Origin of the sequence: Streptomyces sp. HB132, from assembly GCF_016909575.1 — a bacterium.
Lineage (GTDB): Bacteria > Actinomycetota > Actinomycetes > Streptomycetales > Streptomycetaceae > Streptomyces.
Genome location: NZ_JAFBGA010000017.1, coordinates 133,513 through 159,964, shown reverse-complemented (window position 1 = coordinate 159,964; position 26,452 = coordinate 133,513). Strand labels below are relative to the sequence as shown.

30 protein-coding genes, 4 pseudogenes and 1 riboswitch are annotated in these 26,452 nt (G+C 70.0%); of the genes and pseudogenes, 18 read left to right on the top strand and 16 right to left on the bottom strand.

The annotated features are described in order from the left end of the window. The first annotated feature begins 2 nt into the window (after positions 1-2). The 4 genes from JOC24_RS28505 (at position 3) to JOC24_RS28490 (ending at position 3,137) form a co-directional block, all read left to right on the top strand. Positions 3-389 (top strand): SRPBCC family protein, encoded by a 387-nt coding sequence (locus tag JOC24_RS28505; RefSeq protein WP_374104535.1) that lies wholly within the window; start codon positions 3-5, stop codon positions 387-389. 275 nt (positions 390-664) lie between these two features. Further along, positions 665-901 carry a hypothetical protein gene (locus JOC24_RS33545; RefSeq protein ID WP_307792768.1) on the top strand — a complete coding sequence of 79 codons (237 nt, stop codon included), beginning with the start codon at positions 665-667 and terminating at the stop codon, positions 899-901. Between the two features lie 410 nt (positions 902-1,311). Further along, the gene (locus JOC24_RS28495; RefSeq protein WP_205023276.1) at positions 1,312-2,022 is read left to right on the top strand and encodes a lysophospholipid acyltransferase family protein; all 711 of its coding nucleotides are present in this window, start codon (positions 1,312-1,314) and stop codon (positions 2,020-2,022) included. A gap of 65 nt (positions 2,023-2,087) precedes the next feature. Beyond that, positions 2,088-3,137: an NAD-dependent epimerase/dehydratase family protein gene (locus tag JOC24_RS28490; RefSeq protein WP_239581105.1), complete on the top strand. Its 1,050-nt coding sequence runs from the start codon at positions 2,088-2,090 to the stop codon at positions 3,135-3,137. 72 nt (positions 3,138-3,209) lie between these two features. Here the strand turns inward: JOC24_RS28490 and JOC24_RS28485 are convergent, their stop codons facing one another. From JOC24_RS28485 to JOC24_RS28450, 8 genes are all read right to left on the bottom strand, one after another. Beyond that, a complete protein-coding gene (locus JOC24_RS28485) occupies positions 3,210-4,772 on the bottom strand; it encodes an alpha/beta hydrolase (RefSeq protein WP_205023294.1) in 1,563 nt (520 codons plus the stop codon). A 167-nt stretch (positions 4,773-4,939) separates the two neighbouring features. Beyond that, on the bottom strand, positions 4,940-5,725 hold the full coding sequence (locus JOC24_RS28480; protein WP_205023275.1) for an urease accessory protein UreD: 786 nt from the start codon (positions 5,723-5,725) through the stop codon (positions 4,940-4,942). Beyond that, on the bottom strand, positions 5,722-6,399 hold the full coding sequence (gene ureG, locus JOC24_RS28475) for an urease accessory protein UreG (RefSeq protein WP_205023274.1): 678 nt from the start codon (positions 6,397-6,399) through the stop codon (positions 5,722-5,724). Before ureG ends, JOC24_RS28480 begins: the two co-directional genes overlap by 4 nt. Positions 6,400-6,442: 43 nt before the next feature. After that, positions 6,443-7,108 (bottom strand): urease accessory protein UreF, encoded by a 666-nt coding sequence (locus JOC24_RS28470; RefSeq protein WP_205023273.1) that lies wholly within the window; start codon positions 7,106-7,108, stop codon positions 6,443-6,445. A 17-nt stretch (positions 7,109-7,125) separates the two neighbouring features. Then, on the bottom strand, positions 7,126-8,847 hold the full coding sequence (locus JOC24_RS28465; RefSeq protein WP_205023272.1) for an urease subunit alpha: 1,722 nt from the start codon (positions 8,845-8,847) through the stop codon (positions 7,126-7,128). Continuing rightward, positions 8,840-9,151: an urease subunit beta gene (locus JOC24_RS28460; protein WP_205023271.1), complete on the bottom strand. Its 312-nt coding sequence runs from the start codon at positions 9,149-9,151 to the stop codon at positions 8,840-8,842. The genes JOC24_RS28465 and JOC24_RS28460 overlap by 8 nt, the downstream gene beginning before the upstream one ends. 14 nt (positions 9,152-9,165) lie before the next feature. Next, positions 9,166-9,468 carry an urease subunit gamma gene (locus JOC24_RS28455; RefSeq protein ID WP_124278315.1) on the bottom strand — a complete coding sequence of 101 codons (303 nt, stop codon included), beginning with the start codon at positions 9,466-9,468 and terminating at the stop codon, positions 9,166-9,168. Between the two features lie 139 nt (positions 9,469-9,607). Beyond that, positions 9,608-10,228 carry a TetR/AcrR family transcriptional regulator gene (locus JOC24_RS28450; RefSeq protein WP_205023270.1) on the bottom strand — a complete coding sequence of 207 codons (621 nt, stop codon included), beginning with the start codon at positions 10,226-10,228 and terminating at the stop codon, positions 9,608-9,610. A 107-nt stretch (positions 10,229-10,335) separates the two neighbouring features. On the opposite strand from JOC24_RS28450, the gene JOC24_RS28445 reads away from it, so the two are divergent. Continuing rightward, on the top strand, positions 10,336-11,331 hold the full coding sequence (locus JOC24_RS28445; RefSeq protein WP_205023269.1) for an ABC transporter permease: 996 nt from the start codon (positions 10,336-10,338) through the stop codon (positions 11,329-11,331). 344 nt (positions 11,332-11,675) lie between these two features. Here JOC24_RS28445 and JOC24_RS28440 read toward each other — a convergent pair whose 3' ends face one another. Beyond that, positions 11,676-12,134 carry an Lrp/AsnC family transcriptional regulator gene (locus JOC24_RS28440; RefSeq protein WP_239581104.1) on the bottom strand — a complete coding sequence of 153 codons (459 nt, stop codon included), beginning with the start codon at positions 12,132-12,134 and terminating at the stop codon, positions 11,676-11,678. 62 nt (positions 12,135-12,196) lie between these two features. On the opposite strand from JOC24_RS28440, the gene JOC24_RS28435 reads away from it, so the two are divergent. Continuing rightward, positions 12,197-12,952, top strand: a complete 756-nt coding sequence (locus JOC24_RS28435) for an AzlC family ABC transporter permease (RefSeq protein ID WP_205023268.1) — start codon at positions 12,197-12,199, stop codon at positions 12,950-12,952. Further along, entirely contained in the window at positions 12,945-13,274 is a 330-nt protein-coding gene (locus JOC24_RS28430; protein WP_205023267.1) for a branched-chain amino acid transporter permease, read from the top strand. Before JOC24_RS28435 ends, JOC24_RS28430 begins: the two co-directional genes overlap by 8 nt. 291 nt (positions 13,275-13,565) lie before the next feature. Here the strand turns inward: JOC24_RS28430 and JOC24_RS34080 are convergent, their stop codons facing one another. Then, positions 13,566-13,952 (bottom strand): helix-turn-helix transcriptional regulator, encoded by a 387-nt coding sequence (locus tag JOC24_RS34080; RefSeq protein WP_307792769.1) that lies wholly within the window; start codon positions 13,950-13,952, stop codon positions 13,566-13,568. Continuing rightward, positions 13,938-14,387: pseudogene (locus JOC24_RS34075) on the bottom strand (cupin domain-containing protein); the annotation flags it as partial. The pseudogene JOC24_RS34075 and the gene JOC24_RS34080, both read right to left, overlap by 15 nt. 199 nt (positions 14,388-14,586) lie before the next feature. On the opposite strand from JOC24_RS34075, the gene JOC24_RS28420 reads away from it, so the two are divergent. The 3 genes and pseudogenes from JOC24_RS28420 to JOC24_RS28410 form a co-directional block, all read left to right on the top strand. Then, positions 14,587-15,516 carry an NADP-dependent oxidoreductase gene (locus JOC24_RS28420; protein ID WP_205023266.1) on the top strand — a complete coding sequence of 310 codons (930 nt, stop codon included), beginning with the start codon at positions 14,587-14,589 and terminating at the stop codon, positions 15,514-15,516. 307 nt (positions 15,517-15,823) lie between these two features. Continuing rightward, on the top strand, positions 15,824-16,618 hold the full coding sequence (locus tag JOC24_RS28415; protein ID WP_205023265.1) for a nucleotidyltransferase domain-containing protein: 795 nt from the start codon (positions 15,824-15,826) through the stop codon (positions 16,616-16,618). A 256-nt stretch (positions 16,619-16,874) separates the two neighbouring features. Continuing rightward, positions 16,875-17,294: pseudogene (locus JOC24_RS28410) on the top strand (transposase); the annotation flags it as partial. A gap of 510 nt (positions 17,295-17,804) precedes the next feature. Here JOC24_RS28410 and JOC24_RS28405 read toward each other — a convergent pair. After that, complete coding sequence (locus JOC24_RS28405; RefSeq protein ID WP_205023292.1) at positions 17,805-18,323, bottom strand: SMI1/KNR4 family protein; 519 nt, start codon at positions 18,321-18,323, stop codon at positions 17,805-17,807. Positions 18,324-18,392: 69 nt separating this feature from the next. Between JOC24_RS28405 and JOC24_RS34070 the strand changes: the two are divergent. Beyond that, positions 18,393-18,710 (top strand): annotated as a pseudogene (locus JOC24_RS34070) (helix-turn-helix domain-containing protein); the annotation flags it as partial. Between the two features lie 3 nt (positions 18,711-18,713). Further along, a pseudogene (locus tag JOC24_RS28400) lies at positions 18,714-19,183 on the top strand (thioesterase family protein); the annotation flags it as partial. A 243-nt stretch (positions 19,184-19,426) separates the two neighbouring features. Here JOC24_RS28400 and JOC24_RS28395 read toward each other — a convergent pair. After that, entirely contained in the window at positions 19,427-19,735 is a 309-nt protein-coding gene (locus JOC24_RS28395; protein ID WP_205023264.1) for a type II toxin-antitoxin system Phd/YefM family antitoxin, read from the bottom strand. A gap of 86 nt (positions 19,736-19,821) precedes the next feature. Between JOC24_RS28395 and JOC24_RS28390 the strand changes: the two genes are divergently transcribed. The 3 genes from JOC24_RS28390 to JOC24_RS28380 all read left to right on the top strand — a co-directional run bounded on the left by JOC24_RS28390 (position 19,822) and on the right by JOC24_RS28380 (position 21,784). Further along, the gene (locus tag JOC24_RS28390) at positions 19,822-20,457 is read left to right on the top strand and encodes an ATP-dependent Clp protease proteolytic subunit (RefSeq protein WP_205023263.1); all 636 of its coding nucleotides are present in this window, start codon (positions 19,822-19,824) and stop codon (positions 20,455-20,457) included. Between the two features lie 7 nt (positions 20,458-20,464). Then, positions 20,465-20,773: a hypothetical protein gene (locus JOC24_RS28385; protein WP_205023262.1), complete on the top strand. Its 309-nt coding sequence runs from the start codon at positions 20,465-20,467 to the stop codon at positions 20,771-20,773. Positions 20,774-21,206: 433 nt separating this feature from the next. Next, positions 21,207-21,285: riboswitch (cyclic di-AMP (ydaO/yuaA leader) on the top strand. Between the two features lie 28 nt (positions 21,286-21,313). Next, complete coding sequence (locus tag JOC24_RS28380) at positions 21,314-21,784, top strand: C40 family peptidase (protein ID WP_205023261.1); 471 nt, start codon at positions 21,314-21,316, stop codon at positions 21,782-21,784. An 18-nt stretch (positions 21,785-21,802) separates the two neighbouring features. Here JOC24_RS28380 and JOC24_RS28375 read toward each other — a convergent pair whose 3' ends face one another. After that, positions 21,803-22,444, bottom strand: coding sequence for a LysE family translocator (locus JOC24_RS28375; protein ID WP_205023260.1), 642 nt, complete (start codon positions 22,442-22,444; stop codon positions 21,803-21,805). A 72-nt stretch (positions 22,445-22,516) separates the two neighbouring features. Between JOC24_RS28375 and JOC24_RS28370 the strand changes: the two genes are divergently transcribed. Further along, the gene (locus JOC24_RS28370; RefSeq protein WP_205023259.1) at positions 22,517-23,431 is read left to right on the top strand and encodes a LysR family transcriptional regulator; all 915 of its coding nucleotides are present in this window, start codon (positions 22,517-22,519) and stop codon (positions 23,429-23,431) included. Between the two features lie 35 nt (positions 23,432-23,466). Here the strand turns inward: JOC24_RS28370 and JOC24_RS28365 are convergent, their stop codons facing one another. Next, complete coding sequence (locus JOC24_RS28365) at positions 23,467-23,898, bottom strand: ATP-binding protein (RefSeq protein WP_205023258.1); 432 nt, start codon at positions 23,896-23,898, stop codon at positions 23,467-23,469. A gap of 222 nt (positions 23,899-24,120) precedes the next feature. Between JOC24_RS28365 and JOC24_RS28360 the strand changes: the two genes are divergently transcribed. Both JOC24_RS28360 and JOC24_RS28355 read left to right on the top strand, forming a co-directional pair. After that, positions 24,121-25,071, top strand: coding sequence for a helix-turn-helix domain-containing protein (locus JOC24_RS28360; RefSeq protein WP_205023257.1), 951 nt, complete (start codon positions 24,121-24,123; stop codon positions 25,069-25,071). Next, positions 25,008-25,214 carry a DUF397 domain-containing protein gene (locus tag JOC24_RS28355; RefSeq protein WP_205023256.1) on the top strand — a complete coding sequence of 69 codons (207 nt, stop codon included), beginning with the start codon at positions 25,008-25,010 and terminating at the stop codon, positions 25,212-25,214. Before JOC24_RS28360 ends, JOC24_RS28355 begins: the two co-directional genes overlap by 64 nt. Here JOC24_RS28355 and JOC24_RS28350 read toward each other — a convergent pair. Further along, entirely contained in the window at positions 25,207-26,355 is a 1,149-nt protein-coding gene (locus tag JOC24_RS28350) for an 8-amino-7-oxononanoate synthase (RefSeq protein ID WP_205023255.1), read from the bottom strand. The genes JOC24_RS28355 and JOC24_RS28350 overlap by 8 nt on opposite strands. Positions 26,356-26,452: the final 97 nt, after the last annotated feature.

Sequence of the window (26,452 nt, the reverse complement as noted above, 5' to 3'; positions counted from 1 at the left end):
CGATGGCGGTCATGACGCTGCGCGCCGAAGGGCGCGCGTCGGCCGAGGACGTGTGGCTGCGTTACGTCACCCCGGCGCGCTGGCCGTCGTGGTCGCCGCAGATCAGGGCGGTTCACGTGGACGACGAACGGATCGTACCGGGCACCCGGGGTGAGATCGTCTCCCTGTTCGGTGTCAGGGCGGCCTTCGTCGTCGAGTCCGTGGACGACGAGCGGAGGCGGTGGACGTGGCGGGTTCGCGTCGGACCGGTGCGTCTGCGCCTGTTTCACGAGGTCACGCACCGGCCGGGCGGATCGGCCACGACGCTCCGGATCGAGGGGCCCGCCGTCGCTCTCGCCGCCTACGCGGGACCGGCGCGGTGGGCGTTGGGGCGCCTGGTGCGCGGGTGACGGTCTCCTCTGCGCGGACGAGCGTGGGCGGGCCACGCGCGAGCCGGTGCGTGCGCTGCGCCCCGTCCCTCCGCTGTTCGCCGCGTGCCTGATCGCGGCATCGTCCACGGCAAGGTACGCGGGGCCGGCGGCGTACCGGTGATGGCGGCCGGGTCGATCACCGGGATGTCCGCGTACATCGTGCTGATCCGGGTGATCGCTCAGGTCAACGGTGTCTTCGACCGCTCGGACGTCGGCCCTCCGGCGGCGGTTCGGACGTCGGCACCCTGCTCGCGGTGCAGGGTGCCGCGCTCCTCGGATCGGCCGGCCTCACCGGCTTCGCCGGCCTGGTCCTGTTCGCCCCGCCGGTCTGCGCGCCGAACCTCTTCGTGACCTCGGGACCGGCACGGCGGTCCGGCACCGTGGCGCCTGGTCGCACCCTGTGTCGGGTGCGGGCGTTCATGCTCATCGGTCGCGAACCGGCCATCACCCAGGCGGCTTTCCGTATCGGCGGCTCGGCCACACCTGGATGATCACACCGCTGAACCCGTACGTCTGCCTGATGCTCATCATCCTGCGCCGCTACGAACCCGACGCGAAGCGGGGCGGGTCCCGAGGGGTCCTCCGGGGCAGTCCGGGGGCCCTTCCGTGGCCCGTTGCCGGGTCTCGGCGGCTCCGGTTCCGTGCGACTTCCCGGTAGCAAGCGAATCAGGGCTACGATCGATCACCGCGGAGAGGCGCCGGGTTCGTAAGGACCATCGACTGATGGCCCATCAGCTAAGGCGGCGAGGAACGGGTACCCGTTCCGTAGGGGCCGGACCGCGGCGGGCGGCGCCACCGAGCCGGCCAAGAGCAACAACACCATGCGTGACCTGGCAGAACGCGGCGACCGGACCGGTCCGGGAGACTCACCGGCCCGGTCCGGAAGACGAGGAGAGAAGCTGTGTTCTATTACGTCCTGAAGCATGTCGTGCTGGGCCCCTTGCTGCGCCTGACGTTCCGGCCACGCATCGAGGGACTGGAACACATTCCGGCCGACGGCGCGGCCATCGTCGCCGGGAACCACCTCTCCTTCTCCGACCACTTCCTGATGCCCGCGATCCTGAAGCGCCGCATCACGTTCCTCGCGAAGGCCGAGTACTTCACCGGCCCCGGCATCAAGGGCAAGCTGACCGCCGCGTTCTTCCACAGCATCGGGCAGATTCCGGTGGACCGGTCGGGCAAGGAGGCGGGGCAGGCGGCGATCCGTGAAGGGCTGGGGGTGCTGAGCAAGGGGGAGCTGCTGGGCATCTATCCGGAAGGCACCCGCTCGCACGACGGGCGGCTGTACAAGGGCAAGGTCGGGGTCGCCGTGATGGCCATCCGGGCAGGGGTCCCGGTCATCCCCTGTGCGATGGTCGGCACCTTCGAGATCCAGCCGCCCGGGCAGAAGGTGCCCAAGGTGAAGCGGGTCACGATCCGCTTCGGGGAGCCGCTGGACTTCTCCCGATACGCCGGCCTGGAGGACCAGAAGGCGGCGATCCGGGCGGTGACGGACGAGATCATGTACGCCATCCTGAACCTCTCCGGCCAGGAGTACGTCGACGAGTACGCGGTCAAGGCCAAGGCCTCGCAGGCCGAGGAGGCCAAGAAGTTCCCGCGCCGCTCGCGCTGAGAGGGGAATTCGCTGCCGGCAGATCCTCCTGTTCCCGCGACCGCGGCGGCCGTAGCGTTTCCCGCATGAGCAGAGGACGGGCTTTCGTGCTGGGCGCGACGGGACAGATCGGGCGGGCCGCGGTGAGGGCTCTGGCCGCGGACGGCTGGGAGGTGACCGCGGCCTCGCGCGGGGGCGGCCGGGACGGCACCTGGAGCGACGGCGTCCGCCTCCTCGCACTCGACCGCGAGGAGGAGGGAGCCCTGGCGGCCGCGCTCGGAGACGGCTGCGACGTCCTCGTCGACATGGTCGCCTTCGGCCGGGATCACGCCGCGCAACTCACGGGGCTGGCGGGCCGGGCCGGGTCCGCGGTCGTCGTCTCCAGCGGAGCGGTGTACGAGGACGAGCAGGGCCGCAGTTTCGACACACAGGGCGAGCCGGACGGCTTCCCCCGGTATCCGGTGCCGATCCCGGAGACGCAGCGCACGGTGGCGCCCGGGGACTCGACGTACGGGACACGGAAGGCCGCGCTGGAACGGGAACTGCTCGCGGCGGGCGACGCGTTGCCGGTGACTCTGCTGCGGGCGGGCGCGGTGCACGGTGAACACTGCCGCACACCGCGCGAGCTGTACTTCGTCAAGCGCCTTCTGGACGGGCGCAGGCGACGGGTCCTCGCCTACGGCGGGGCGAGCCGCTTCCATCCGGTGCACGTGTCCAACATCGCCGAACTCATACGGCTCGCCGCTCTGCGGCCGGCCGCCCGGGTGCTCAACGCGGGTGACCCGCAGGCTCCGACCGTCGCGGAGATCGGTGCGGCGGTCGACGGCGTGCTCGGTCTGGAGACCGAGACGGTGCTGGTCGACGGCGCGCCGCCGGAAGGCGGTGTGGGTGAGACCCCGTGGAGCGGCGCGCATCCTGTCGTCTACGACATGTCGGCTGCCGAACAGGAGTTGGGCTACCGCCCGGTGACGGGGTATGAGCGGTCACTGCCGCGGACCGTCGAACAGCTCGTCGCACAGCTCGACGGACGTGACTGGAGGGAGGTCTTCCCGAAGATGGTGCGCGGCTACGGCGAGGCGCTCTTCGACTACGCGGCGGAGGACGCCTGGCTGGATCGGTTCGACCGGAAGGCGTGAGCGCGGCGCCCCGCGGGAGGGGGTGAACGGGCGGCCGCCGTACGTCATCGGCCGCCCGCTCACGTCAGGTGGTCACGGCTTCGGCGTGGCGTGCGGGGTGCACGTCACATCGCGCCGGTCGGTCCTCCCCGTGAGCAGGTAGGTGTCCACTCGCTCGTTGACGCAGGGGTTGACCAGGCCGGTGACACCGTGCGAGCCGGCGCCCTTCTCGGTGATGAGACGGGAGCCCTTGAAGCGCTTGTGCAGTTCGACGGCGCCTTCGTACGGGGTGGCGGCGTCGCGCGTGGACTGCACGATGAGCACCGGAGGCAGGCCCTTGCCGGTGCGGACGTCCAGCGGCGTCTGCTGCTTGGACGACCAGGTCGCACAGGGCAGGTTCATCCAGGCGTTGGCCCAGGTCATGAACGGGTATTCCTGGTGCAGCCGGGTGTTGTCGCGGTCCCACTTCTTCCAGCTGGTGGGCCACTTGGCGTCGGCGCACTCGACCGCCGTGTACACGGCGTTGCCGTTCTCCGAGCTGATGTTGCCCGCGGTGTCCGACAGGTCGGGTGCCGCGGCGTCGATCAGCGCCTGGGTGTCGCCGCCCAGGTAGTCGCTCCAGATCCGGGCCGTGGGCGCCCAGGCGGAGTCGTAGTACGGCGCGCTCTGGAAGAACCCGATGAGCTCGGCGGGGCCTACGACGCCGCCGATCGGGTCCTCCTTGGCAGCGGCCCGCAGCGTGAGCCACGCCTGCTCGACCTTCTCGGGCGTGTCACCGATGTGGTAGGCCGCGTCGTTCTCGGCGACCCACGCCTTCCAGTCGTTCCATCGCGTCTGGAAGGCGATGTCCTGGTTGAGGTTGGCCTCGTACCAGATGTTGTCCTTCGCCGGGTCGACCACGCTGTCGACGACCATGCGGCGCACGTGCGACGGGAAGAGCGTGCCGTAGACCGCGCCCAGATAGGTGCCGTAGGAGACGCCCAGGAAGTTCAGCTTCTTCTCACCGAGCGCGGCACGGATGACGTCCAGGTCGCGGGCGGTGTTGGGCGTGGTCATGTGCGGCAGCATGTCGCCGCTGCGCTCGGCGCAGCCGTCGGCGTACTCGGCCGCGAGCTTGCGCTGGGCCCGCTTGTCGGCTTCGCTGTCCGGCACCGGATCGGCCTTCGGGGCCTTCACGAACTCCTGCGGATCGATGCAGGAGATCGGGGCCGAGTGGCCGACACCGCGCGGGTCGAACCCGACGAAGTCGTATGCCTTGGCCGCCTTCGCCCAGATCGGGTTCTTCGTGACGATGCGCTTCGGGAACGCCATGCCGGAGCCGCCGGGGCCGCCGGGGTTGTAGACGAGCGCGCCCTGGCGTTCGTCCTTCGTGCCGGTGCTGACGTGCCGGTCGACCGCGAGCTTGATCTGCTTGCCGTCCGGCTTGGCGTAGTCGAGGGGAACGCTCACCCAGCCGCACTGGATGGGTGCGGCGATCGCCCAGTCGGCCGGACAGTCCGTCCAGTCGATCCCGGCCTTCGCGGCACGGGCCGCGGCGATCTGGGCGCCACGGGCCTCCCTGTCGCCGTGGTGCCGGCTGTCGGCACCGGCGGCCGGTGCGGCTATCGCCCCCGCTATGAGCGTGCCCGCGATCAGAGTGCCGGCCGAACCGAGCATCGCTGTGCGTCTCAAGTGGAACCTCCCCCTGCGTGTGCGCCGCCGGTGGCGGCGCGTCGTCTCCGTGTCCAGGAGGATCCTTTCGTCTGTGGGGTTGCTGAGAACAGGGCGTAGGCATGTTTCTTTACCGAACCAATAACCGGTGCTCACTGTCCCGCTCAGCGAACTCAGCCTCCGTTCGGGACCTTTGATCCCTTCTGGAGGTCCTCCAGCGCGTCGTCCAGCACCGCACGTAGCAGGCGTGCGTCGGCGGCGACCGCGGTGACCAGGACAGCGGGGCCCGCGAGCGGGGTGAGCACGGCGGTGGGGCCGAGGAGCCGCGGCGCGGGAGGCCGGTCGTCGAATGCCGGGTCGACGACGAGCAGCTGCCCGACGGCCCGGTGACCGCCCAGGACGGCCGCGCCGTCCCATCCCCCGGGCGTACCCGGCCCGTACGCCAGGTGCTGGTCGAGCAGTGGCCGTCCGGATCTTCGGACCGTGAGGCGAGTCGTGAGCCGCCCGGTGCGTTCGCCGTGACGGCCCAGGACCTGTTCCTCGCGTAGCACCAGGCGTGCGCTTCCCGCGAGTTCGGCCCGGGTGGTCATGTCCAGCTCGCTGTCGCGGGCGGAGACGAGCTGTTCGGGGAGCCAGCGGAGTTCCGCCCGCTCCCCCACCCTCAGCCACACGTCGTACGAGGCGGGTACGGCGTCGGGGCCCGCTCCCGGCAGCGCCACGGTGGCGGCCGCGGAGTCCACGGTCACCCGGGCGCCGTCCTCGGCGCGGACCTCGATGGCGAGCCGGTCGCCGCCGAGGGGCGCGCTCATCGCGCCGACCACGGTGACGCGCGCGTACGCGGGTTCCGGCGATCTGGTCCGGCGCACGGCGAGCGGCCCGTCGCTCTCCAGCACCGGAAGTGCCGTGCCGCCCCGTCCGTCGGCGACCGCCGTGATCCGGGCGGTGGCCGAGACGCTCACGCGGCCCAGTCCGCGAGCCGCTCCCGCACCCAGTCGGCGACGGGTGCCACACCGTCGGTACCGGTGAGGGAGGTGAACACCACGGGGAGCCGGCCGCGCTGCTCGGCGGCGTCGCGGGCCATCCGGTCCAGGTCGGAGCCGACGTACGGGGCGAGGTCGGTCTTGTTGATGACGAGCAGGTCGGCGGTGGTGACACCCGGGCCGCCCTTGCGCGGGATGTCGTCACCGCCCGCGACGTCGATCACGAAGACCTGAGCGTCGACGAGCCCCTTGGAGAAGGTGGCGGTCAGGTTGTCGCCGCCCGATTCGACGAGGATCAGATCGAGGGGGCCCACCGAGTCCTCCAGGTCCTCGACCGCTTCGAGGTTGGCGGAGATGTCGTCACGAATGGCGGTGTGCGGGCACGCGCCGGTCTCCACGGCCTGGATGCGCTCGGGTGGCAGGACTGCGTTGCGGAGCAGGAAGGCGGCGTCCTCGCGGGTGTAGATGTCGTTGGTGACGACGGCGATGGAGACGCGGTCGCGCAGGGCGCGGCAGAGGGCGGCGACGGTGGCCGTCTTGCCGGAGCCGACCGGGCCGCCGAGGCCGATGCGCAGCGCGCGACGGGTGCCGTCGGGGCGTGCGGCGTCGGCGCTGACGGCGGCGGGGCCGTGGTGTGCGTGGTCGAGATGCATGGGTGCGGCTCCTGGTGATGACGGGCGGGGTGAGTTCCGGCGTTCAGGACGCGAACAGGCGGACCGGCCAGGCCGCGTGGGCCTCGGCCGAGATGTCGAGCAGCGGGGCGGAGGCGGCGGGCAGGGCGTCGATGCCGTGCCGTGCGGCCTCGGCGGCCTGTTCGGCGACCTGGTCGAGGGCGGGGGCGAGCCGGGCGAGGACCGCGGTCGCCTCGAAGGGGTCCAGGGACAGCAGGCGGACCACCGCGGCGGCCGGGCCGCTGACCGTCTCGTAGGCGATGCAGTGGGCGGCGTCGGCGGGCCCCAGGCCCGCGGAGCGTGCTGTGAGCCCGAGGACCACGGGCTGGTGGGCGCCGCGCGGCCGGGCCTGGGCGAGGGCTGCGAGTTCGGTGCTCGGCCAGGTGGCTCGCGCCGCCCTCATCAGCTGTCGGCCCAGCTTGCGGGCGACGCTCCTCAGGGCGGGCGAGGGTGTCCGGGCGTCGGCTGCCTCGTCGAGGGCGAGAGGGTCCAGGCCGTGGGCCGCCGCTGCGGCGAGGGCCGCGGAGGTGAGACCCGTGGTGTGGAGGCGTCCCAGGCAGAAGGCCGCCAGGTCCTCGGCGTTCTGGATGTGTCCCGCCTTGACGGCCGGCTCGGCGCCTCCGGAGTGGGCGTGGCCACCGGCGGGGAACCGGCCGTCGGCGAGGACGAGCAGGGCTGCGCGTGTCGTCATGATGTGCCGTCCTGCGCTCAGAAGAGGAAGTAGCGCTGGGCCATGGGCAGTTCGGCGGCGGGGGCGGGTTCGACCGGGTCACCGTCGATGGTGACGGCGAAGCTGTCGGGATCGACGGTGACCCGGGGCAGGGCGTCGTTCTCCCGCATGTCGGCCTTCGTGACGCCACGGGTACTGGTGATGGCCACGAACTCCTTGCCGAGGCCCAGGCGCTCGGGCAGCCCGGCCTCGATGGCGGCCGAGGAGACGAAGTTGAACGAGTTGGCGGCGGGGGCCCGGCCCACCGCACCGAACATCGGGCGGGGCATGACCGGCTGCGGGGTCGGGATCGAGGCGTTGGCGTCGCCCATCTGCGCGTACGCGATCTGGCCGGCCTTGAGCACCAGTTGCGGCTTGACGCCGAAGAAGACCGGGTCCCAGAGCACGAGGTCGGCGAGCTTGCCGGGCTCCACGGAGCCGATCTCCCGGTCCAGGCCCTGGGCGACCGCGGGGTTGATGGTGTATTTGGCGACATAGCGACGCACCCGGTGGTTGTCGGCGGAACCGTCGCCCGGCAGCGTGCCGCGTCGCCGCTTCATCACGTGGGCGGTCTGCCAGGTGCGCAGGATCACCTCGCCGATGCGGCCCATCGCCTGGGAGTCCGAGGAGATGATCGAGATGGCTCCGAGGTCGTGGAGGATGTCCTCGGCAGCGATCGTCGAGGGCCTGATACGGGACTCGGCGAAGGCCAGGTCCTCCGGCACTGCGGGATTGAGGTGGTGACAGACCATCAGCATGTCGAGGTGCTCCTCGATCGTGTTGACGGTGTGCGGCCGGGTCGGATTGGTCGAGCTGGGAAGGACGTACGGCTCCGAGACCACGCTGATGATGTCGGGAGCGTGCCCGCCGCCCGCACCCTCGGTGTGGTAGGCGTGGATCGAGCGCCCCGCGACGGCGGCCAGCGTGTCGGCGACGAAGCCGGCCTCGTTGAGCGTGTCCGTGTGGATGGCCAACTGGGCGCCTGTCTCCTCGCACACCCCGAGGCAGGCGTCGATGACGGCTGGGGTCGCACCCCAGTCCTCATGGATCTTGAAACCGAGCGCTCCGGCACGCAGTTGGGAGTGCATGGCCTCGCGTGACATCGTGTTGCCCTTGCCGAGCAGACCGATGTTGACCGGGTAGCCCTCCAGCGCCGCGAACATCCGGGCAAGATGCCACGGGCCCGGGGTGATCGTCGTGGCCTTCGTGCCTTCGGCCGGGCCCGTACCACCGCCTACCAGCGTGGTGATCCCGGAGGAGAGGGCCTGGTCGACGAGGGTCGGCGAGATGAAGTGGACGTGCGCGTCGATGGCGCCGGCGGTGACGAACCTGCCGTTGCCCGCGATGATCTCGGTCTCGGGCCCGATGACCAGTTCCGGGGGCACCCCGTCCATCGTGTCCGGGTTCCCGGCCTTGCCGATTCCGGTGATCCGGCCGTCGCGGATGCCGATGTCGGCCTTGACGACGCCCCAGTGGTCGATGACGACGGCGCCGGTGATGACGGTGTCGGGGGCACCTTCCGCACGGGTGGTCCGCGCCTGGCCCATCGATTCGCGGATCACCTTGCCGCCGCCGAACACGGCCTCGTCACCGGCCCGTCCGGGACCGCCGGAGCGGTCCTCCTCGATCTCCACGACGAGGTCGGTGTCGGCGAGCCGGATGCGGTCGCCGGTGGTGGGCCCGTACAGGTCGGCATACGCGGGGCGGCTGAGCTCAGGCATCGAGGGGACCTCCGGTGTCGCCGCGCAGACCGGGGACGATGCGCAGACCTGCGAGCGGGACGAGTTCGACGTCGACGGGGATTCCGGGCTCGAAGCGCACGGCGGTTCCGGCGGCGATGTTCAGCCGCAGCCCGCGGGCTGCGCGGCGGTCGAAGTCCAGGCCGGTGTTGGCCTCGGCGAAGTGGTAGTGCGAGCCGACCTGGACGGGCCGGTCCGCGGCGTTGAGGACGGTGAGACGGGTGACGGGGCGCCCCTCGTTGAGCGGCACCGGGTCCTGCGCGTACAGGATCTCTCCGGGAATCATCGGCCGCTCCCCCGTCAGACGATCGGTTCGTGGACGGTGACCAGCTTGGTTCCGTCCGGGAAGGTGGCCTCGACCTGGACGTCGTGGATCATCTCCGGGATGCCGTCCATGACGTCGTCGCGGGTGAGGACCTTCCTGCCGGAGGCCATCAGTTCGGCCACGGTCCGACCGTCGCGGGCACCCTCGAGGAGGTGGGAGGTGATCAGCGCGACCGCCTCGGGGTGATTCAGCCGCAGTCCACGCGCCCTGCGCTTCTCCGCGACATCGGCAGCCACATGGATGAGCAGGCGTTCCTGTTCGTGCGGAGTCAGTTGCACGCTTCCACCCTCTTCGTCTTCCGCCCGGTACCTGCCCCGGACGCAGCGGGACCCTATCCCGCCTTCAACACTCCGTTGAAGGCTGAAGAGGGTTCCGCGGCCAGGTATTGCACGTTAGGGCGGAAGTTTTTCCGGCGCGTTAACTGATCTTTTGCGTATCGATGGACATCAGTCCGCGCAGCCCGTTCTCCAGGACACGGGGCTCGGCTCCGCCGAACAGCGCCTCCTGCGCGAGGAAACCCTGCGCGGTGGCGATCAGGGTGCGGGCGACGTCATCGGCCGGCACGTCGGAGTGCATGATCCCGGCCGCCCGGTAGGCATCCACCAGCTTCGCCCAGGCCACCCGCATTCCCGCGTAACCGTCCTCGAGCGTCTTCGCAAGCCGGTCGTCACGCATCGTCTCGGCCCACACCTGGACAATGAGCGCGGCACACGTGCGACGCTCCATCCCGTACACCTGCCCCTCGAAGACCCCGCGCAGCACCCTGCCCAGCAACACGTCGGGGGTGGGCGGCGGGGAGAGCTCGGCAGCCTCCGCGAACGCCCGGCGGATGCTGAGGAAGGCGTCGTCGGCGATGGCCGCGATCAGGTCCTCCTTGCCCGCGAAGTAGCGGTAGACGGCGCCCGCGGACAGCCCCACCTCCTTCAGCACGCCCTGCATCGATGTGCCGTGGAAACCGTTGCGGGCGAAGCAGCGCGCGGCACCGGCGAGGATCTGCCGACGGCGGGCATCGAGGTGTTCCTGGGATACGCGTGCCATGACCACAATGTAAAACGAACGTTCCTTCTTGACAAGCCCGGACGCCGGCGGGACAGTGGCCCGCAAGTAAAACGAACGATCCTTCTCTTTGAATTGAGGCAGTCGTCATGCCTGCTGCGCCGAACCGCCGCGCGGTCGCGGTCATCCTCCTCGTCCCCCTGATCGTGACGATCAGCCTCTGGGCCTTCTCGTGGCCCGCTGCCCGGATCGCCCCGCGCGACCTTCCCGTGGGCATCGCGGGTGCCGCACCCGCCGCCGATCAGATGCGGAAGCAGCTCGAACAGCGCGGGGGCGCCTTCGAGATCCACCGCTACGACGACACGGCCTCTGCGCGCGAGGCGATCGAGGACCGGGCCGTATACGGCGCCTTCGTGGTCACCGAGAAGGGGCCGCAACTGCTCACCGCCTCGGCGGCGAGTCCTGTCGCCGCCCAGTTGCTGACCGAGGCGGCCAAGGGCGCGGCTCCCACCGGGACCGCGCTGCCCGTCACCGACGTCGTCGCGGCACCGGGGCCGGATCCGCGTGGCGCCGCCCTCGGTGCGAGCATCCTTCCGCTGTCTCTGGCCGGCGTCGCCGCCGGGGCCATGGTGACCGTCATGAAGCTGCGGGGCACCAGGGCGGTCTTGACCCTTGTCGGCGCCTCCGGGCTCGTGGGGGTCGTCGCCACAGCGGTCGCGCACAGCTGGCTGGGCGTGGTCACGGGTGACTGGTTGACCGAAGCGGGCGTCATCGGCCTCACCGTGCTGGCCATGGCCTCGGCCGTAGGAGGACTCGCGGCGCTGCTCGGCACCAGAGGCATCGGCGTGGGCGCGCTGCTGATGGTCCTGCTCGGCAATTCCTTCTCGGGTGTCACGAGCGCACCCGAGATGCTCCCCGAACCGGTAGGTGCGATCGGCCAGTTGCTCCCGCCGGGCGCGGGCGGCTCGTTGCTGAGGTCGGTCGCCTTCTTCGACGGTGCCGCCGTGGGCACGGCCGCGCCGGCCTTGGCGGCGTGGGCAGCACTGGGCCTGGTCGCCGTGGTGATCGGCGGCCGCCGGAAGCCGGACGCGGCCGACACGACAGAGGCCCCAGGTCACCATCGTGAACCAGCGCTCACGGGCTGAGCCGACGGCCCAGCCCGGCGCGGGCGAGACCGGTCGCGAGGAAACCTCGCGACCGGCACATCCTGTCAGATGTCGCCATGCGCCCCGCTCGGATCGGCGACGTCAGGCCATGGTGTCCGGGCTCTTCGGGGTCCGTCACGCCTGTCGTCACCGCTCGATGGACGACAGGCGTGAGGACGGCATCGCCCGTCGTCGTGAGACCGGGTGGCCGGGGATGTCCGATGGGCCCGGCTGCTCAACCGCAGCGGTCGGGGCGATGCGTGCAGCCGCCGAAGGTGACGGCCATGTCCGTGACCATGGACGAGCTCATCGGCCCGGCTGCCGAGAGGCGGATGGCGCGCGGGTCAGTCATCCGCCGCGATCTTCTTCATGGTGAGATGGGATTCGAGTCGCAACACGGCGGGCAGGCCGCTCAACTTGCCGGTGAGGAAAGCTTCGTAGGCGGCGTGGTCGGCGACCGCGACGCGGATGAAGTAGTCGGGGCGCCCGTACATGCGGCGGAACTCGATGACCTCTTCGTAGGAGGCCACCGTGGACTCGAACTCCTCGAAGCTCTTGCGGTCCTGGGCGTAGATCTCGACGTCGACGAGGACCTCCAGCCCGCGCCCCAGGGCTTCCGGGTCGATGACGGCCCGGTAGCCGGTGATGACGCCGGCTTCTTCCAGGCGCTTGACCCGACGCAGGCACGGGGGCGGAGTCAGGCCGACCCGTTTGGCCAGCTCGACGTTGGTCAGTCGCCCGTCCTGACGCAGGTGGAACAAAATTTCTCGATCAAGCGCATCCATGCTTACTTCATTGCCCATAGCGCGATCGTACGGTCATTATTCGCAACCATGTGCGGCCCGATTCTTTCTAAAATATCCGCATGCGAATAACTTCGGCCGCTCTCGGCGGCCGGTACCGGCCCGCCCCCGCCTCCACCTCCGGACCCCGGCCGCCCCGCGACGCGCGGAACGCCTTCACGGGCTCCCTGTCGGCGGGCCTGGGGTTCGTCCCGCTCGGCCTTGCGTTCGGAGCGCTGGCCGTGCGGTCCGGCCTCGACCCGTGGTGGGCGGTCCTGTCTGCCGCGGTCGTCTTCGGCGGATCGTTCGAGTTCCTGCTCATCGGAATGGTCACCGCGGCGGCCCCACTCGCGACGATCGCGCTGGCGTCCTTCATGGTGAACGTCCGGCACGTGTTCTACGCCTTGTCGTTCCCCCTGCACCGCGTGAGGGGACGCCTCGGCCGGACGTACAGCACCTTCGCGCTCTGCGACGAGGCGTACGCCATGACCGCTGCCGAGGAGGCCCGCTCCTGGTCCGGTCGGCGCATCCTTTCGCTGCAGTTCTTCCTGCACCTGTACTGGGTCGGCGGTGCGACCGCCGGCGCCCTGCTCGGCTCGCTCATCCCCGACGGCGTCACCGGCCTGGACTTCGCCCTGACCGCCCTGTTCACCGTCCTCGCCCTCGACGCGCTGCGGGAACTGCGCGGCGACCTTCCCACCCCTGTGCTCGCGCTCCTCAGCGCCCTGGCCGCCCGGGCACTCTTCCCCGACCAGATGCTCCCGGCTGCTTTCGCCCTGTTCACCGCAGGGCTCGTGGCCCGTCACCTCGCGACCGGCAGGAGGCCCCGCCATGCCTGACACCCGCTACGCCATCGCGGCGATCATGGTCTCCGCCGCCGTCACCTGGGCATTGCGCGCCCTGCCCTTCGCCGCGCTCGCACCTCTGCGTGCCAGCAGCACCGTCCAGCACCTCAGTACCCGAATTCCGGCCGGTGTCATGATCATCCTGGTCGTCTACTGCCTGCGCGACCTGCCCGCGTCTCATCCCCGGGCCCTGGCTCCGCTCGTGGCCCTGGCCGTCACGATCGGCCTGCACCTGTGGCGCCGCAACGCGCTGCTCAGCATCCTCGGCGGCACCGCCGTCCACGTCGCCCTGGCCAGCACCGTCTTCGCCCGGTAGGCGGCGTGGAACTGCTGCACTCCCCCGCTCCCCCTCGACGTCCACCCGGCCCGCACGGCCGGGAGGAACAGCTCCCGCCGGACGCCGCGGGCACCGGCGAGCCCCGTGGAGCGCGGTCCGGCAGTCGTTCGGGGTCCCGCCCTTGTCGTGCCGGGTTGGACGAGCCGACGGGCCTCTGGATAGGGAACCTGCCGCCCGAGACCCCGTGCCGCTCCCCACTGTCGTGTTGGCGTACACCTGGAGGTGCCCGGTCGCGTGCATGTGAACGCGCTCAGCGTCCTCGTAGCCGAATCATCCTCTCCGCCGGTACGTGCCGGGGGCCAGCCCGTACGTGCGCTTGAACGCGTTGGCGAAGGCGAACTCGAAGGTGTATCCGACTTGGGCTGCGATCGATCTCAAGGTCGCTTCCGTCTCCCGTAGAAGGCGGGCTGCCATGGTCAGTCGCCACCAGGTCAGGTAGCCGAGGGGCGGTTGACCGGCCATCGAGGTGAAGCGCCTGGCGAATGTCGCGCGGGAGAGGCCGGCTTCCGCGGCGAGTTTCGCCACGGTCCACGGCGCTGCCGGATCTCGGTGGACTGCGTGGAGGGCTGCGGTGATCGGCGGGTCGTTGAGTGCCGCAGCCCAGCCGTTGCCGTCGCGAGTGGGGTGTTCGGCAAGCCAGATACGCAGGATGTACATCAGGAGGGTGTCCAGAAGCGCGGGCGCGGTTGCGCTGATGCCCGGGCGCGGGTTGCCCACCTCGGAGGCCAGGAGCTGCACGGCGGCATGCAGTTCGGGGTGGCGGGCCGGATCGGCCGGCAGGTGGATCACGTTCGGCAGGGTCAGCAGCAAGGGGTGGCCTCGCGACGGGTCGAGCTGGTAGGCGCCACAGAGCACCACGGTGATGGCACCGCCCTGACCGAACCGGTCGACGCTGTCCGATGCGTGGGGCCCTGGTACCTCGGCGTCGTCGGGGCTACAAGCAGCGGCTGCGATCGCGGTTGCCGGGTCGTCCGCCAAGGTGTGCCCGGTGCCGTGCGGCAGGAACAGCACATCGCCCGCACCCAGTTCGACCGGATCGGCGCCGGGGCACAGGAGCCAGCAGCGGCCCTCCAGGATGACCTGGAAGCCCGCCGACCCCGGTACGGACGCGAACTGCTGTCACCAGGGCGCATGCCATCGCACGTGCGCAGACCGGGGTCGGCCGGTTCGCGCCACAGTGATCACGTCGCTGAGCACATCCATGGGTCGAGCGTACGCATGAGACGCACGCGCATGAACAGGACAGCCTGGCGCATGGATCGTCCCGGTGTGCGGCCCGTAGGTTCACGGCATGAAGATGAAGACCGCGCGTATCCACGCGTTCGGCGATGCGTCCGTGATCCGCTACGACGACGTTCCTCGGCCACGTCCCTGCTCCGGTGAAGTTCTCGTCCGCGTCGCGGCGACTTCGTTCAACCCCACCGAGGCCGCGTTGCGCGCCGGCCTGCTGCAGGCGTTCCTTCCCGTCGATCTCTCCTTCACGCTGGGCTGGGACGTCGCCGGTACGGTCGCCGAGATCGGCCCAGGCACCGAGGGGTTCACCGTCGGCGACCGGGTCGTCGGGCGGCTGGAAGGCGCGGGCGCGGCCGCCGATTACGTTCGGGCGCCGGGTGCACTGCTGGTTCCGGCACCGGCCTTCGTTCCTCTCACGCGCGCCGCCGCCCTGCCAGTGGCGGGACTGACGGCTTGGCAGGAGGTGTTCGAGCACGGGAAAGTTGTTGCCGGCCAGCGCGTGCTGGTCAACGGCGCGGGGGGCGGGGTCGGCGGCTTCGTGACGCAGCTCGCCAAGCACGCTGGAGCCGAGGTGATTGCCACGGCCGGCGCCCGCAGCGACCAGGCTGTCCGGCGGCATGGGGCGGACCACGTGATCGACTACACCGCCGGGCCGGTCGCCGACGCGCTCGACGACCCCGTGGACACTCTGCTCAATCTCGTTCCCCTGACTTCGCGTGATGCCGCTGCTCTGGCAGCTGCGGTACGGCCGGGCGGGCGGATCGTATCTATCGCAACCCCTGTCGAACCGCCTGCTGACGCGGGGGTGCGGGCGATGCACATGGTCGCCCGCAACGATGTAGCGCACCTGACGGCGCTCGTGGAACTCGTCGACGCGGGGACGGTCGCACTCGACATCAGCGCATCACATCCGCTGACTGACCTCGCGGACGTCCACCGCCTCAGCGAAGCCGGCCGTATCCGCGGCAAGGTCGTGATCATCCCCTGAGACCGGAGGCCGCACACTGTTGCCGGTCCTCGAGCCCGACTAGAAGTTCCAGCTCCCAACGCCGAGCTGTCGCCCGGCGAGCACGCTCCACGGCGTCCACGACGATCGAGAAGAACGGGATCACCCAACGGATGCCCCACTCCTGAGGGAGTGGACCGCACGTGCGGGCCTCCCTTCCGATCGGCCCCGTCATCCGTCCGCGAGGAATCCGTCTCCGATTCCGTCGGCTTTGCGGCCGTTATTTCGATGTGAGTGCGGCCGACGGCGTGGTACGTTGCAAAACTTTGTTCCGATCGGAAGGAATGCCATGGACGTCCCCGCCCTGCACAGCCGGTTCCTCGACGACGTGCTTCCCCGGATCCAGCAGGATCCTCGAGTGACCGGTGTTGCCGTTGCGGGATCGATTGCGGGTGGACACCCCGACATCTACTCCGATGTCGATCTGGTCGTGGTCATCGACGACGAGGCATTCGATGCGGTCATGGAGGAGCGTCTCACGCTGATCGGCCAATGGGCCCCGCTGGTGGCCGGGTTCACCGGGGAACACGTCGGCGAACCACGCCTGATCATCACGCTTGTCGGGCCGCCCCTGCTCCATGTCGACTTCAAGTTCGTGCGGGCCTTCGACTTCGTCGAGCGCGTCGAGGACCTGGACATCCTGTGGGACCGAGACGCCGTCCTGGCCACCTCGCTCGCGGAGCAACCGCCGACAACCCCGTCGCCCGACCTCCAGTGGATCGAGGACAGGTTCTGGATCTGGGTGCATTACGGTGCGACGAAACTCGGCCGCGGTGAACTGTTCGAGGTCATCAGCTTTCTCAGCTACCTGCGCGAGGCCGTGCTGGGCCCCCTGGCCACCATACGAGTGGGTGCATCACCTCGCGGCGTACGCCACCTCGAATCGATCGCACCGGATGAGGCGCGCGACCTTCGGACAACCCTGTGCGGTTACGACCGGCACGAGGCCGGTCGGGCACTCCTCGCCGGCATCGAGCTCTACCGGCGGTGGCTCGACGACACAGGAGCGGCGATCGAACGCCGCCGCCACGCAGAGAAGCTCGCCATGCAGTACCTCCACGAAGTCACCGATCAGGCGAGCTGACCGGGTCGCCTCGCCGCCCACCGTTCGGCGGCCCGTAACAGCCTCCGTCACATGACCAGCAAGAGAACTGTGTCTCAGACTCTGTCCTGCATGGTCAGTTGGCAGTTGCACCGGAGTGGACGGCGGAGATGAATCGTTCCGGACGGACTGTGAGAGACAGCAAGGCCGTTGCTGCCTCCGGCTCGGGTGCGCCCGCAGGGTGGCGGGGTCGCGAACATCGATGATGAGGCGGTGTTCGCAGCCATCATCTACGTCCGAGCGAACCGGTCTGCCCCTCTCCGTCGCAATATCAGCGGCGAACCTGCACGACAGCCAGGCCCTCCCTCTCGTGCAAGGGATACCGCCGATCCGCTCCCGCCGAGGGCCGCGCCGCCGCAAGCCCGAAAGGCTCCACACCGACAAGGGGTACGACTACTCCCACCTGCGGCAATGGCTACGTCGGCGCGGCACTCGGCAACGCATCGCACGCAAAGGAATCGAGCCATCACAGCGACTTGGGCGCCACCGGTGGACCATCGAACGCACCATGTCCTGGCTCGCCGGCCGCCGCCGACACTACGAGCGCAAAGCCGAGCGCTTCCTCGCCTTCACGAGCATCGCCTGCGACCTCATGTGCTACCGCAGACTCACCAGAAGATCTCTCGTAGGCCCGATGCCATCCAGATCATCCCGATGAGGACAACGAACACGCCGGATGCTCTGACGGTGTTCACGGTGGCCGCTCCGGGGGTCCACGAAATCGGAGACGCGTTCAAGAAGTCCCCCTGCAAGGTTCCAGAAGTTCCCGAGAAGCGAGCCCCCGAAGAACAGGATTGAGGCACCGACCAGAGTTGACAGCATCCGAATTCGTCCCCCCAGCGTGATCTGATGCTGCGCCGGCAGAACGACGAGACCGGGTCACGTGACTTCGCGGTACAGCAGGACATCCGACATCAGGGGCACCCTAACCACTCGGCCCTGAACTGCGACCGCGCTTGCAGTGCCGGGAAGCATTGCAGAGTGCCGATCGACGGCACCGCCGGATTCCCTCAGGTGTCTGCCGGTTGCAGCCGGGAACCCGAACCAGCCGCTCAACGCTCCCATGGGCCGGAACGGCCGCTAATGCCGCATCAGGCAACGTTCGCCCTGCTGGGACGTCTCAATTGGTGGCGTGTCACCGATGGGCAATGCCTTCCACGGTCAGACGTCAGTCGGGTACGTCTTCGCTGTCGAAGTCACTGGTGGAGGTGAGACCTTCGACGAAGGATCGGAAGTCCGTGGCGAGGGCCAGCTCTTCGTTGCAGTCGGCGTCGAACCACGTCACCGATGGTTCCCCGTGTCGGCCGGATGCCCGGTAGTCGAGCGCAATCCAGTAGTGCCCGTCGCCTGAGAGAAGCACGGCAGGCCCGGGCAGTCCCCATTCGTTCGTCAGGTACGGACTGTCCAGCAGAGAGACTGTGCGTTCGTCTTCGCCGATGCCCATCAAGTGGTCGAAGGGGATGTGATCGGTACTCCAGGAAGTCGGGCGGTCTGTCGGGAAGGCGCCCCGGTCGGCTGCGGACTCTCCCCCGTTCTGACCGCGCAGCAGGTCAAGGAGCGAAATGGGGAGAGTGACACCGAGCAGTCGCTCGGCTTTGCGCACGGCCTCATCAGTCAGCGGCTGGTGCACTCCGTAACTGCTGCGAAGCTTCCAGAAGGCGGCCTGCACATCCTCAAAGCGTGCCATGACTGCAATCGTAGGAGCCCGGCGTCGCGCTGCGCCGCCCGGCCCGGGACAGGCCGACAGAATGATCACGTGAGCGGACGTGCGCGCGTGCGGGAGATCGGCGATGACGAGGGGCGACCGCTGTTGCGGGTCATCCGCCGCGGTACCGGGTCGGTGGTGACCTGGCGGCGGGCCCAGATGGTGCTGCTGTCCGCCCAGGGCATGCCGGCGGCCAAGATCGCCGAGGTGTCGTTCACCATCGATGACCGGGTGCGGGACGTGATCCACACCTTCAACGCCGACGGCTTCGACTCGTTGCATCCGAAGTACTCCGGCGGTCGGCCGAAGACCTTCACCCTGCCCGAGCGCCGCGAGATCAAGGAGATCGGGAAGTCCAAGCCGACCGAAACAGAGACCCTCCGCCCCGGCCGGACCATCGAACTCGTCGAAGCCGTCGTGATCATCCATGGCCGCCCGGTCGTCCGCGCCCGATGGACAAGGAATGGGACGGTGGCTACATCTCCTTCATCGACGTCCGCCGCGTACCCCCGCAGCGCAAGGGCCGCACGACGGCGTGGGTGTCGGCACGCGTCGACCTTGTCGCGGGTGAGCCGAGCAGCGCCCTCGCCTCGTACATCGCGCTCGTGGACACCGCGAACGGCATCGCGGTCCAGCAGGACCCCACCGCCTGGATGTTCCCGAACCTCGACCTGACCATCCATCTGCACCGTCGGCCCAACGGTCCGTGGACCGGCCTGGACACCACCGTCACCTTCGGCCCGACGGGGCACGGGCTCACCAGCAGCGTCCTGCACGACGTCGACGGACCCGTCGGTCACGCCGAGCAGACACTCACGGTCCGCCCGCTGACCCAGGGCTGAACTCGCGCCCGCTGACCGTCGATACGCGCGCGTGCAGCCGCCGGCTCCGCCGCTGCCCGCACCCGGACCCGGACCGACGGAATCCGCGCCGCGCCCGAATGCAGCCGGTGGAACTCACCCACGGATACGGGATCACGGCACATCCACTGCCGCAACCATCCACCGCCGGGCCGTGCCTGCCCGATCGAGCAGGCTGGGAGAACCCCGGGCCGCCGGACGGCGGCTCCGCGCAGACGGGCGGTGTCAGTGGTCCCGCTCCTCGTGACCGCGGTGCTCCGCGGCGATGCCGAAGCGGTGCCGTTCGCCCGGAGCGGACGGCACCGAGCGGAACGTGGAAACCGAGCTGATCATCTGCTCCTCGGCAGCAACCTCTTGCGCCTCGGTCCCCTCGGCCGCTGCGTCCTCGAGTCGTTGCAGGTCAGCGGCGGAAACCAAAGCGACCAGCGGCTTTCCGTGTCGCGTCACCACCACACGTTCACCCCCGTAGACGACGCGGTTGATCAGATCGGCTAGCTCCGCCCGGGCTTGCGTCACCGGAATCTCGTAGGCCATGACCCCATTCTAACCTCCTGTACGTCCTGTACATTTTCGACGTACTTCGATTCCGCGCAGTCCGAAGTCCGAGGAGAGGCATCAGCATGTTCCGTCCCGCCGCCCGCTACGTTCTGCCCGAGTTCACCGAACGCACCGCCTACGGATCCCGGAGCATGGATCCCTACTCGAAGCTGATGTCCGAACGGATCGTCTTCCTCGGCACACCCGTCGACGACACCGCGGCCACCGACCTGGTCGCGCAGTTCATGCACCTGGAGCACACGGACCCCGACCGGCCCATCTCCCTCTACATCAACTCGCCCGGTGGCTCCTTCAACGCCATGACGGCGATCTACGACACCATGCGCTACGTCGCCTGCGAGGTCGAGACCTTCTGCCTCGGCCAGGCGGGTTCCGGCGCGGCGGTCCTGCTCGCGGCCGGCGCGCCCGGACGCCGACATGCCCTGCCGGGAGCGCGGGTAGTCATCCAGCAACCCGCTCTCGACGAGCCGGTGCAGGGCCGGCCCTCCGATCTCGAGATCCGGGCCCGTGAGTTGATGCGCGAACGCGAGCTTCTCACGGCCATGCTGGCCCGTCACACGGGTCGTTCCGCGGGCCGGATCAGCGCCGACATCGAACGGGACACCGTCCTCGACGCCTCGGCCGCCCTGGCGTTCGGGCTGGTGGACCACGTCGTGGAGAACCGCACACCGTCCCAGCCGCCGCATCCCGCGAGGTGAACGCCCGATGCTCCCACCCCAGTTCCCGCCGCTTCCCGCACTGACCCGCGCCGAGGCCGAGTTCATCGACTGCTACCTGGAAGTGCTCGACCAGCTCGGCCGCATCAACCCGGCACGCGGCAGCGACACGTACGGAGCGCTCCGGGCAGCCCAGGCCCTCGCATCCCGGGCCACCGCCCTCCGCGACTCACTCGTGTCGATGCACGAGCGGGGCGAGTCGCAGATCCACGCGGGCACTCTGGCCAGGGCGCTGCGCCTGCTGGACGGGGAGCGCCGAGCAGGGCGGGTCTCCGTGCCTCCCGCGCCGTCGAGTTGAGCTCCCGCGGGCCCGACCCGCCTGCGGCGTGGGCTCTTCGGCGCCGTCTTACGACACGCCCGACCAGCCGACGAGTTTCACTCGCTCGATCGGCGTAGGTGATCCCCCGCACGAGGGACGGCCCAACTTGCGCACCAAGCGCGGACACTGAGCGGAACGGTTCGTTCCGCCGCTGGTCCACGGCTGGTCAGGTGTCGCCCTGACGACTCCGGGCCGACCGCGTCCACCCGATCGGATCAGCCGTGGGGACTCTCACATATGGCCACTCCAGCCAGGAAATCCGGCAGTGCGTGCGTAAAGATCCCTGGGACGACAAGCCCCCGCCACCGCGGCGGGGCGGTCCGGGCGGACGCCGAGTCCTGCCGCCGTCCGGATGCCTGGTCGACAGGAGTGGATCGGCAGGAGTGGAGGACCCGAGCACAACGGGCCGGCCGGAGATCCGGACGGCCCTCGGGGTGAAGCCGCATCGCGCGGCCGGGCAACTTCGCCAGCCCGAACCCGACAGGTCATCCTTCACAGGCGGCTGACGAAGGGTTGCGCATGACTGCGCAGGTTCATGTCCCGTCTCTTTTCGCCCGGGTCGGTACGGCCTCGGTCCTTACATTCGCCGTGGGCACCACCATGCTGGCCCCAGGTCTCGTGAACGACGCCGAGGCCGCCGTCCACTCGACGAAGGCACTGAAGATCGCCGCCTCGAAGAAGGGTGCGCCCTACAGTTGGGGAGCCACGGGCCCCAACCGGTTCGACTGCTCCGGACTCACGCTCTACTCGTTCAAGAAGGCCGGCAAGAAACTTCCCCGCACGGCGCAGCAGCAGTACAACAAGACCCGCCACATCTCCAGGTCGCAGCGGAAACGCGGCGACCTGGTCTTCTTCCATGCGGGCCGCAGTGTGTACCACGTAGGGATCTACGCAGGCAGCGGGAGGATCTGGCACTCGCCGAAGGCCGGTGCCGTGGTCCGACTGGAGAGGATCTGGTCCGGCAACGTCTGGTACGGGAGGGTCCGCTGACACGCCTTCCGCCCTGGTTCAGCGCAGCAGGGGCCCCGTCACCAGCAGGAGCCCCAACGCGGTGAGCGCCGTGCCGCTGCCGCCCTCGATCACCCGGGCGGTACGCGGCCGGCGCAGCCACCGGCCCAGCCGGTCCACCAGCAGGGCCACTGCCGGGAACCAGACGAGCGCGAGCAGGACGACCACCGATGCCAGCAGCAGTGTCCTGGGCAGAGGTGGCCGGCCGTCGGGGACGAACTGCGGCAGCAGGCTGAGGAAGAGCACGGGCGCCTTCGGGTTGAGCGCGTTCGTCAGGAAGCCCTGGCGCAACGAGCGCCCGGGCCCCGACGGCGTCGCCACCCCGGGGCCCTCCTCGGCACCCGCTCCGGTGGTGGTCCGCCGCCTCATCGCATGCAGGCCGCTGAGGCCGAGGTAGAGGACGTACGCGCCGCCGAGGAGTTGGACGGTGCGGAAGAGGACGGGCATCGTCACGAGCACGGCGGCGAGTCCGGCGACGGCCAGCGCGGTGTGCACCAGCAGTCCGCCGGCCACTCCCACCGCGGTGGCCAGTCCGGACGTCCGGGATGCGAGCGCGTTGCGTACGACCACGGTGAAGTCGGCGCCCGGCAGGGCGACCATTCCCGCCGCCACGGCGACGAAAGCGAGCAGTTGTGCGTCCATGGGTCCACCATGGACGCTGCCTGCCTTTAGCATGTACTTGCAATCTCATGGGTCTGCCAAAAGGAACGCTTAATGTACGACCCGACGCGGCTGGCCGCCCTGGTGGCGGTGTCCGAGGCCGGCTCGATCACCCGGGCGGCAGCGCGACTGGGTTACACCGCCCCCGCGCTCTCGCAACAGCTGGCGAAGCTCGAGCGGGAGGCCGGAGCAGCCCTCCTCGTCCGCCACCACCGCGGAGCGCGGCTGACAGCCGCCGGTGAGCTGCTGGCCGGGCGCGCCAGACGCGTACTGGACGAGATGGATCAGGCACGGCACGAGCTGGCCCGGCTCACGGGGTTGTCGGGCGGCCGTCTGCGGGTCGGCACATTCGTGACGGCCGGGGTCCATCTGCTGCCGCCGGTGCTCACCGCGTTCCGTCGCGCGCACCCCGACGTGGAGCTGGCCGTCACGGACTACGAGCCGCCCGCCGGGGTCGCCGCGGTGGCCGCGGGGGACGTGGACCTGGCGCTCACCCACGCGTACGAACCCGCGGCGGCCGATCCCCTGCCCGCGGGACTCTCGGACGAACCGCTGCTGGTCGAGGAGCTGGTACTGGTCACCGCGCGCGGCCAGATGCTGTCCGACGGCAGCGGGCCTCTCCCCGTGGCCGAACTCGCGGGCCGTCCGCTGATCAGCAGTGCGCCTGAGCATCCGCCGCGGCGCGGGGTGGAGCGTGCGCTGGCCGAGGCAGGGGCCACCCCGGCAGTGGTGTGCGAGTCGCCCGGTTACGCCCTGGTGTGCGCCCTGGTCAGTGCCGGCCTAGGGGTGGCGGTGGTGCCGGAGATGGTCGCCGCGATGTCCCCCGCGCCCCTCGCCGTCCGGCGCCTGGAACCCCCCGCGTTCCGCAGGACGATCTCCGTGGTGCACCGGGGGGACAGGAACACCGCGGCGGCGACGACGCTGACGGCTCTGCTGCGGAGTGGCTTCGGCCGGGTCTCCGGCGCGTAGGAGCGCCGGTCCCGCCCCGATCGTGCGGCTCGCGGTCAGGCCTGCGCGGGGACCGGCCAGGGCAGGGCGATCGACACGGTCTTGCCCCCGTCCGGGGTGGGGCTGACGCTCAGGCGTCCGCCGCGCTCCCTGGTGAGGGCCCGGATGATCACCATGCCGCGGCCGTTGTCCTGCCGGACCGCGGCGGGAAGCCGTTGGGGCCAGCGGGGGTGACTGTCCGTCACACCGAGGTAGAACTCCATGTCCCGGTCGAGCCGGAGGTCCACGGTGAAGGTGGGCGACTGCCCGAAGGTGTGCTGGACGGCGTTCGTGGCGAGTTCGGAGACGATCAGCCGGATGGCGTCGGCGGTGTCGCCGTCCTCGGCCAGACCCCATTGGGTGAGCACCCGGGCCACGTATCTCCGGGCCGCGGAGACCGAGGCCGGATCGCTCGTCAGAGTGACGGTTGCTTCCTGCTGGTCTGCCATGGCGAAGCGTCCCTTTCCCGCCTGACCGGCCCGCGGCCGGCCTGGATCGTGCTTCGCGCAAGACTGCCACCGATGCCGCCCTCCGTGACGGCGATCCACCAAGATATGCATATATCTGTCGCCCATTACGGTGAACCGCGCCACCTGAGCCGTGTCCGGGCGCAACACTGGCCCCTTTCCGAGCCGGACCCGCCGGGCGGGTCCGCACGACGGGAGGACACCATGCGGAACGGCCCTGCGGTACGACGCCGCAAGCTCGGGGAGGAGTTGCGCGGCCTGCGTCACTCCTCGGGACTCACGAGTCGGGACGCCGCCGGGATGCTGGGCTGGCACCAGTCGAAGGTGAGCCGGATCGAGACGGGGGCGAGCGGGGTGACGCCCGGCGACGTGACCCGGCTGCTGGACGCCTACGGGGTCGAGGACCGGCAGTTGCGCTCGCTGCTCCAGGATCTCGCCGGCTCGGCCGGTGGCGGTGGCAGCGGGTGGTGGCATGCCTACCGCGGGCTCATTCCGCCCCAGTACCGCGACTTCATCAGCCTGGAGTCGCAGGCGGATACCGCCCGCACGCTCGAGACCTCGGTGGTCCCGGGTCTGCTGCAGACCGCCGACTACGCGCGAGCCGTGACCCGGTCCTCGCTGGACGGTCTGCCTCCCGCACAGCTCGATTCGCTGGTGGAGGTCCGGCTCGCCCGGCAGAGCGTCCTCCAGAAGTCCCGGCCGCTGCGGCTCAGTGCCGTGCTCGACGAGGCGGTCCTGCGGCGCGAGGTCGGCGGCCCCCGGGTCATGGCCGAGCAACTGCGCCATCTGGAGCGTGCCGCTCAACTGACCAACGTGACGCTTCAGTTGCTCCCGTTCGAGAGCGGTAGCTATATCGGCCTCACAGGCCCCTTCGTCATCTTCTCCTTTCCGACCATTTCTGATCTGGATGTGGTCGTTCTTGACCATTTGACGAGTAGTCTCTATCTGGAGCGGAGAGAAGACCTCGAGGCGTACAGCTCGGCCTTCCGCACGATGCAGGCTCACGCGCTGTCGCCGGAGCGTTCGCTGGACCTCATCGCCGCAGCAGGTCGCGGTGGTCAGGCGGAACTTCGACCGCCCGAGGGGGCATCATGTCCGACCGTCCCGCACAGCCCACGCCCAGGTGGCGCCGCAGCAGCCGCAGCACGGGGATGAACAACTGCGTGGAAACCGCGGCCCTCGGCCGTGACCGGCTCACCGTACGCGACTCCAAGGACACGGATCTTCCGCCGCTGCGCTTCTCGGCCACGGCCTGGACGTCCTTCGTCGCCGGACTGGGCGGCAGCCCGGTCAGCTGACGGGCCGGGGTGCCGTCGCGAGGACGGTACTCACGGCCTGCTCGATCTGGCCTGGCGTCAGGTCGGCCCGGGCGGTCAGCCTCAGCCTGGAGATCCCGTCAGGAACCGACGGCGGCCGGAAACACCCCACCGCGAGACCCGCCGCGCGGCAGTCGGCCGCCCAGCGGACCGCCGACTCCGCCGAGGGGGCACGGACCGACACGACGGCGGCGTCGGGGTACACCGCTGTGAGTCCGGCCGCCGACAGCCTGCGGTGCAGTTCGACGGCTACGGCAAGTGCCCTCGACGCGCGTTCGGGTTCTCGGCGCAGCAGGCGAAGTGCCCCCAGAGCCGCCCCTACGGCCGCGGGCGCGAGGCCGGTGTCGAAGATGAACGTACGGGCCGTGTTGACCAGATGGCGGATGACCCGGGCGGGCCCGAGCACCGCTCCGCCCTGACTCCCGAGCGACTTCGAGAGGGTGAGCGTGGCGACGACCCCCTCGCCGCCCGCGAGCCCTGCGGCCGCGAGTGCTCCGCGCCCGCCCTCACCCAGGACACCCAGCCCGTGCGCGTCGTCCACGACGAGGGCTGCGCCCGTGTCGCGACAGACGTGGGCGAGCCCGGCCAGCGGTGCGGCGTCGCCGTCCACCGAGAAGACCGAGTCGGTCACGGCCAGCGCCCGTCCACCGTGCGCCTTGAGGGCTTCGCGGAAGGCGTCGGGATCAGCGTGCGGCACGACGGTGATGCCGGCCCGGGACAGCCGGCAGCCGTCGACGATCGAGGCGTGGTTGCCCGCGTCGGAGACGATCAGCGAGTCGCGCCCGGTGAGCGCCGTGAGCGCGGCGAGGTTCGCCGCGTAGCCGGAGGAGAACACCAGGGCCGCTTCGAATCCGCAGAACGCGGCGAGTTCGCGCTCGAGTTCGGCGTGCAGTGCGGTGGTTCCCGTGACGAGCCGCGATCCGGTGGCGCCCGCGCCCCACGTCCGTACCGCCTCGGCCGCGGCAGCGGTGACCTCGGGGTTACGGCTCAGACCCAGGTAGTCGTTGCTCGCGAGGTCCAGCAGTTCCGTCCCGGCGGCCCTGGGGCGCAGCGTCCGGACGAGTCCGGCGCCGGCACGGCGCCGGGCCTCGTCGTCGGTCCAGTCGAACGGGGCGTAGGACATGGGTGGGTCCCTTTTTGTAGGCAGCTCACAGACCCTAACCGGGTGCGCAACAGGCCAGGGTGTGGCAATGCACACAGCATCGGACGCCTCTATTGTC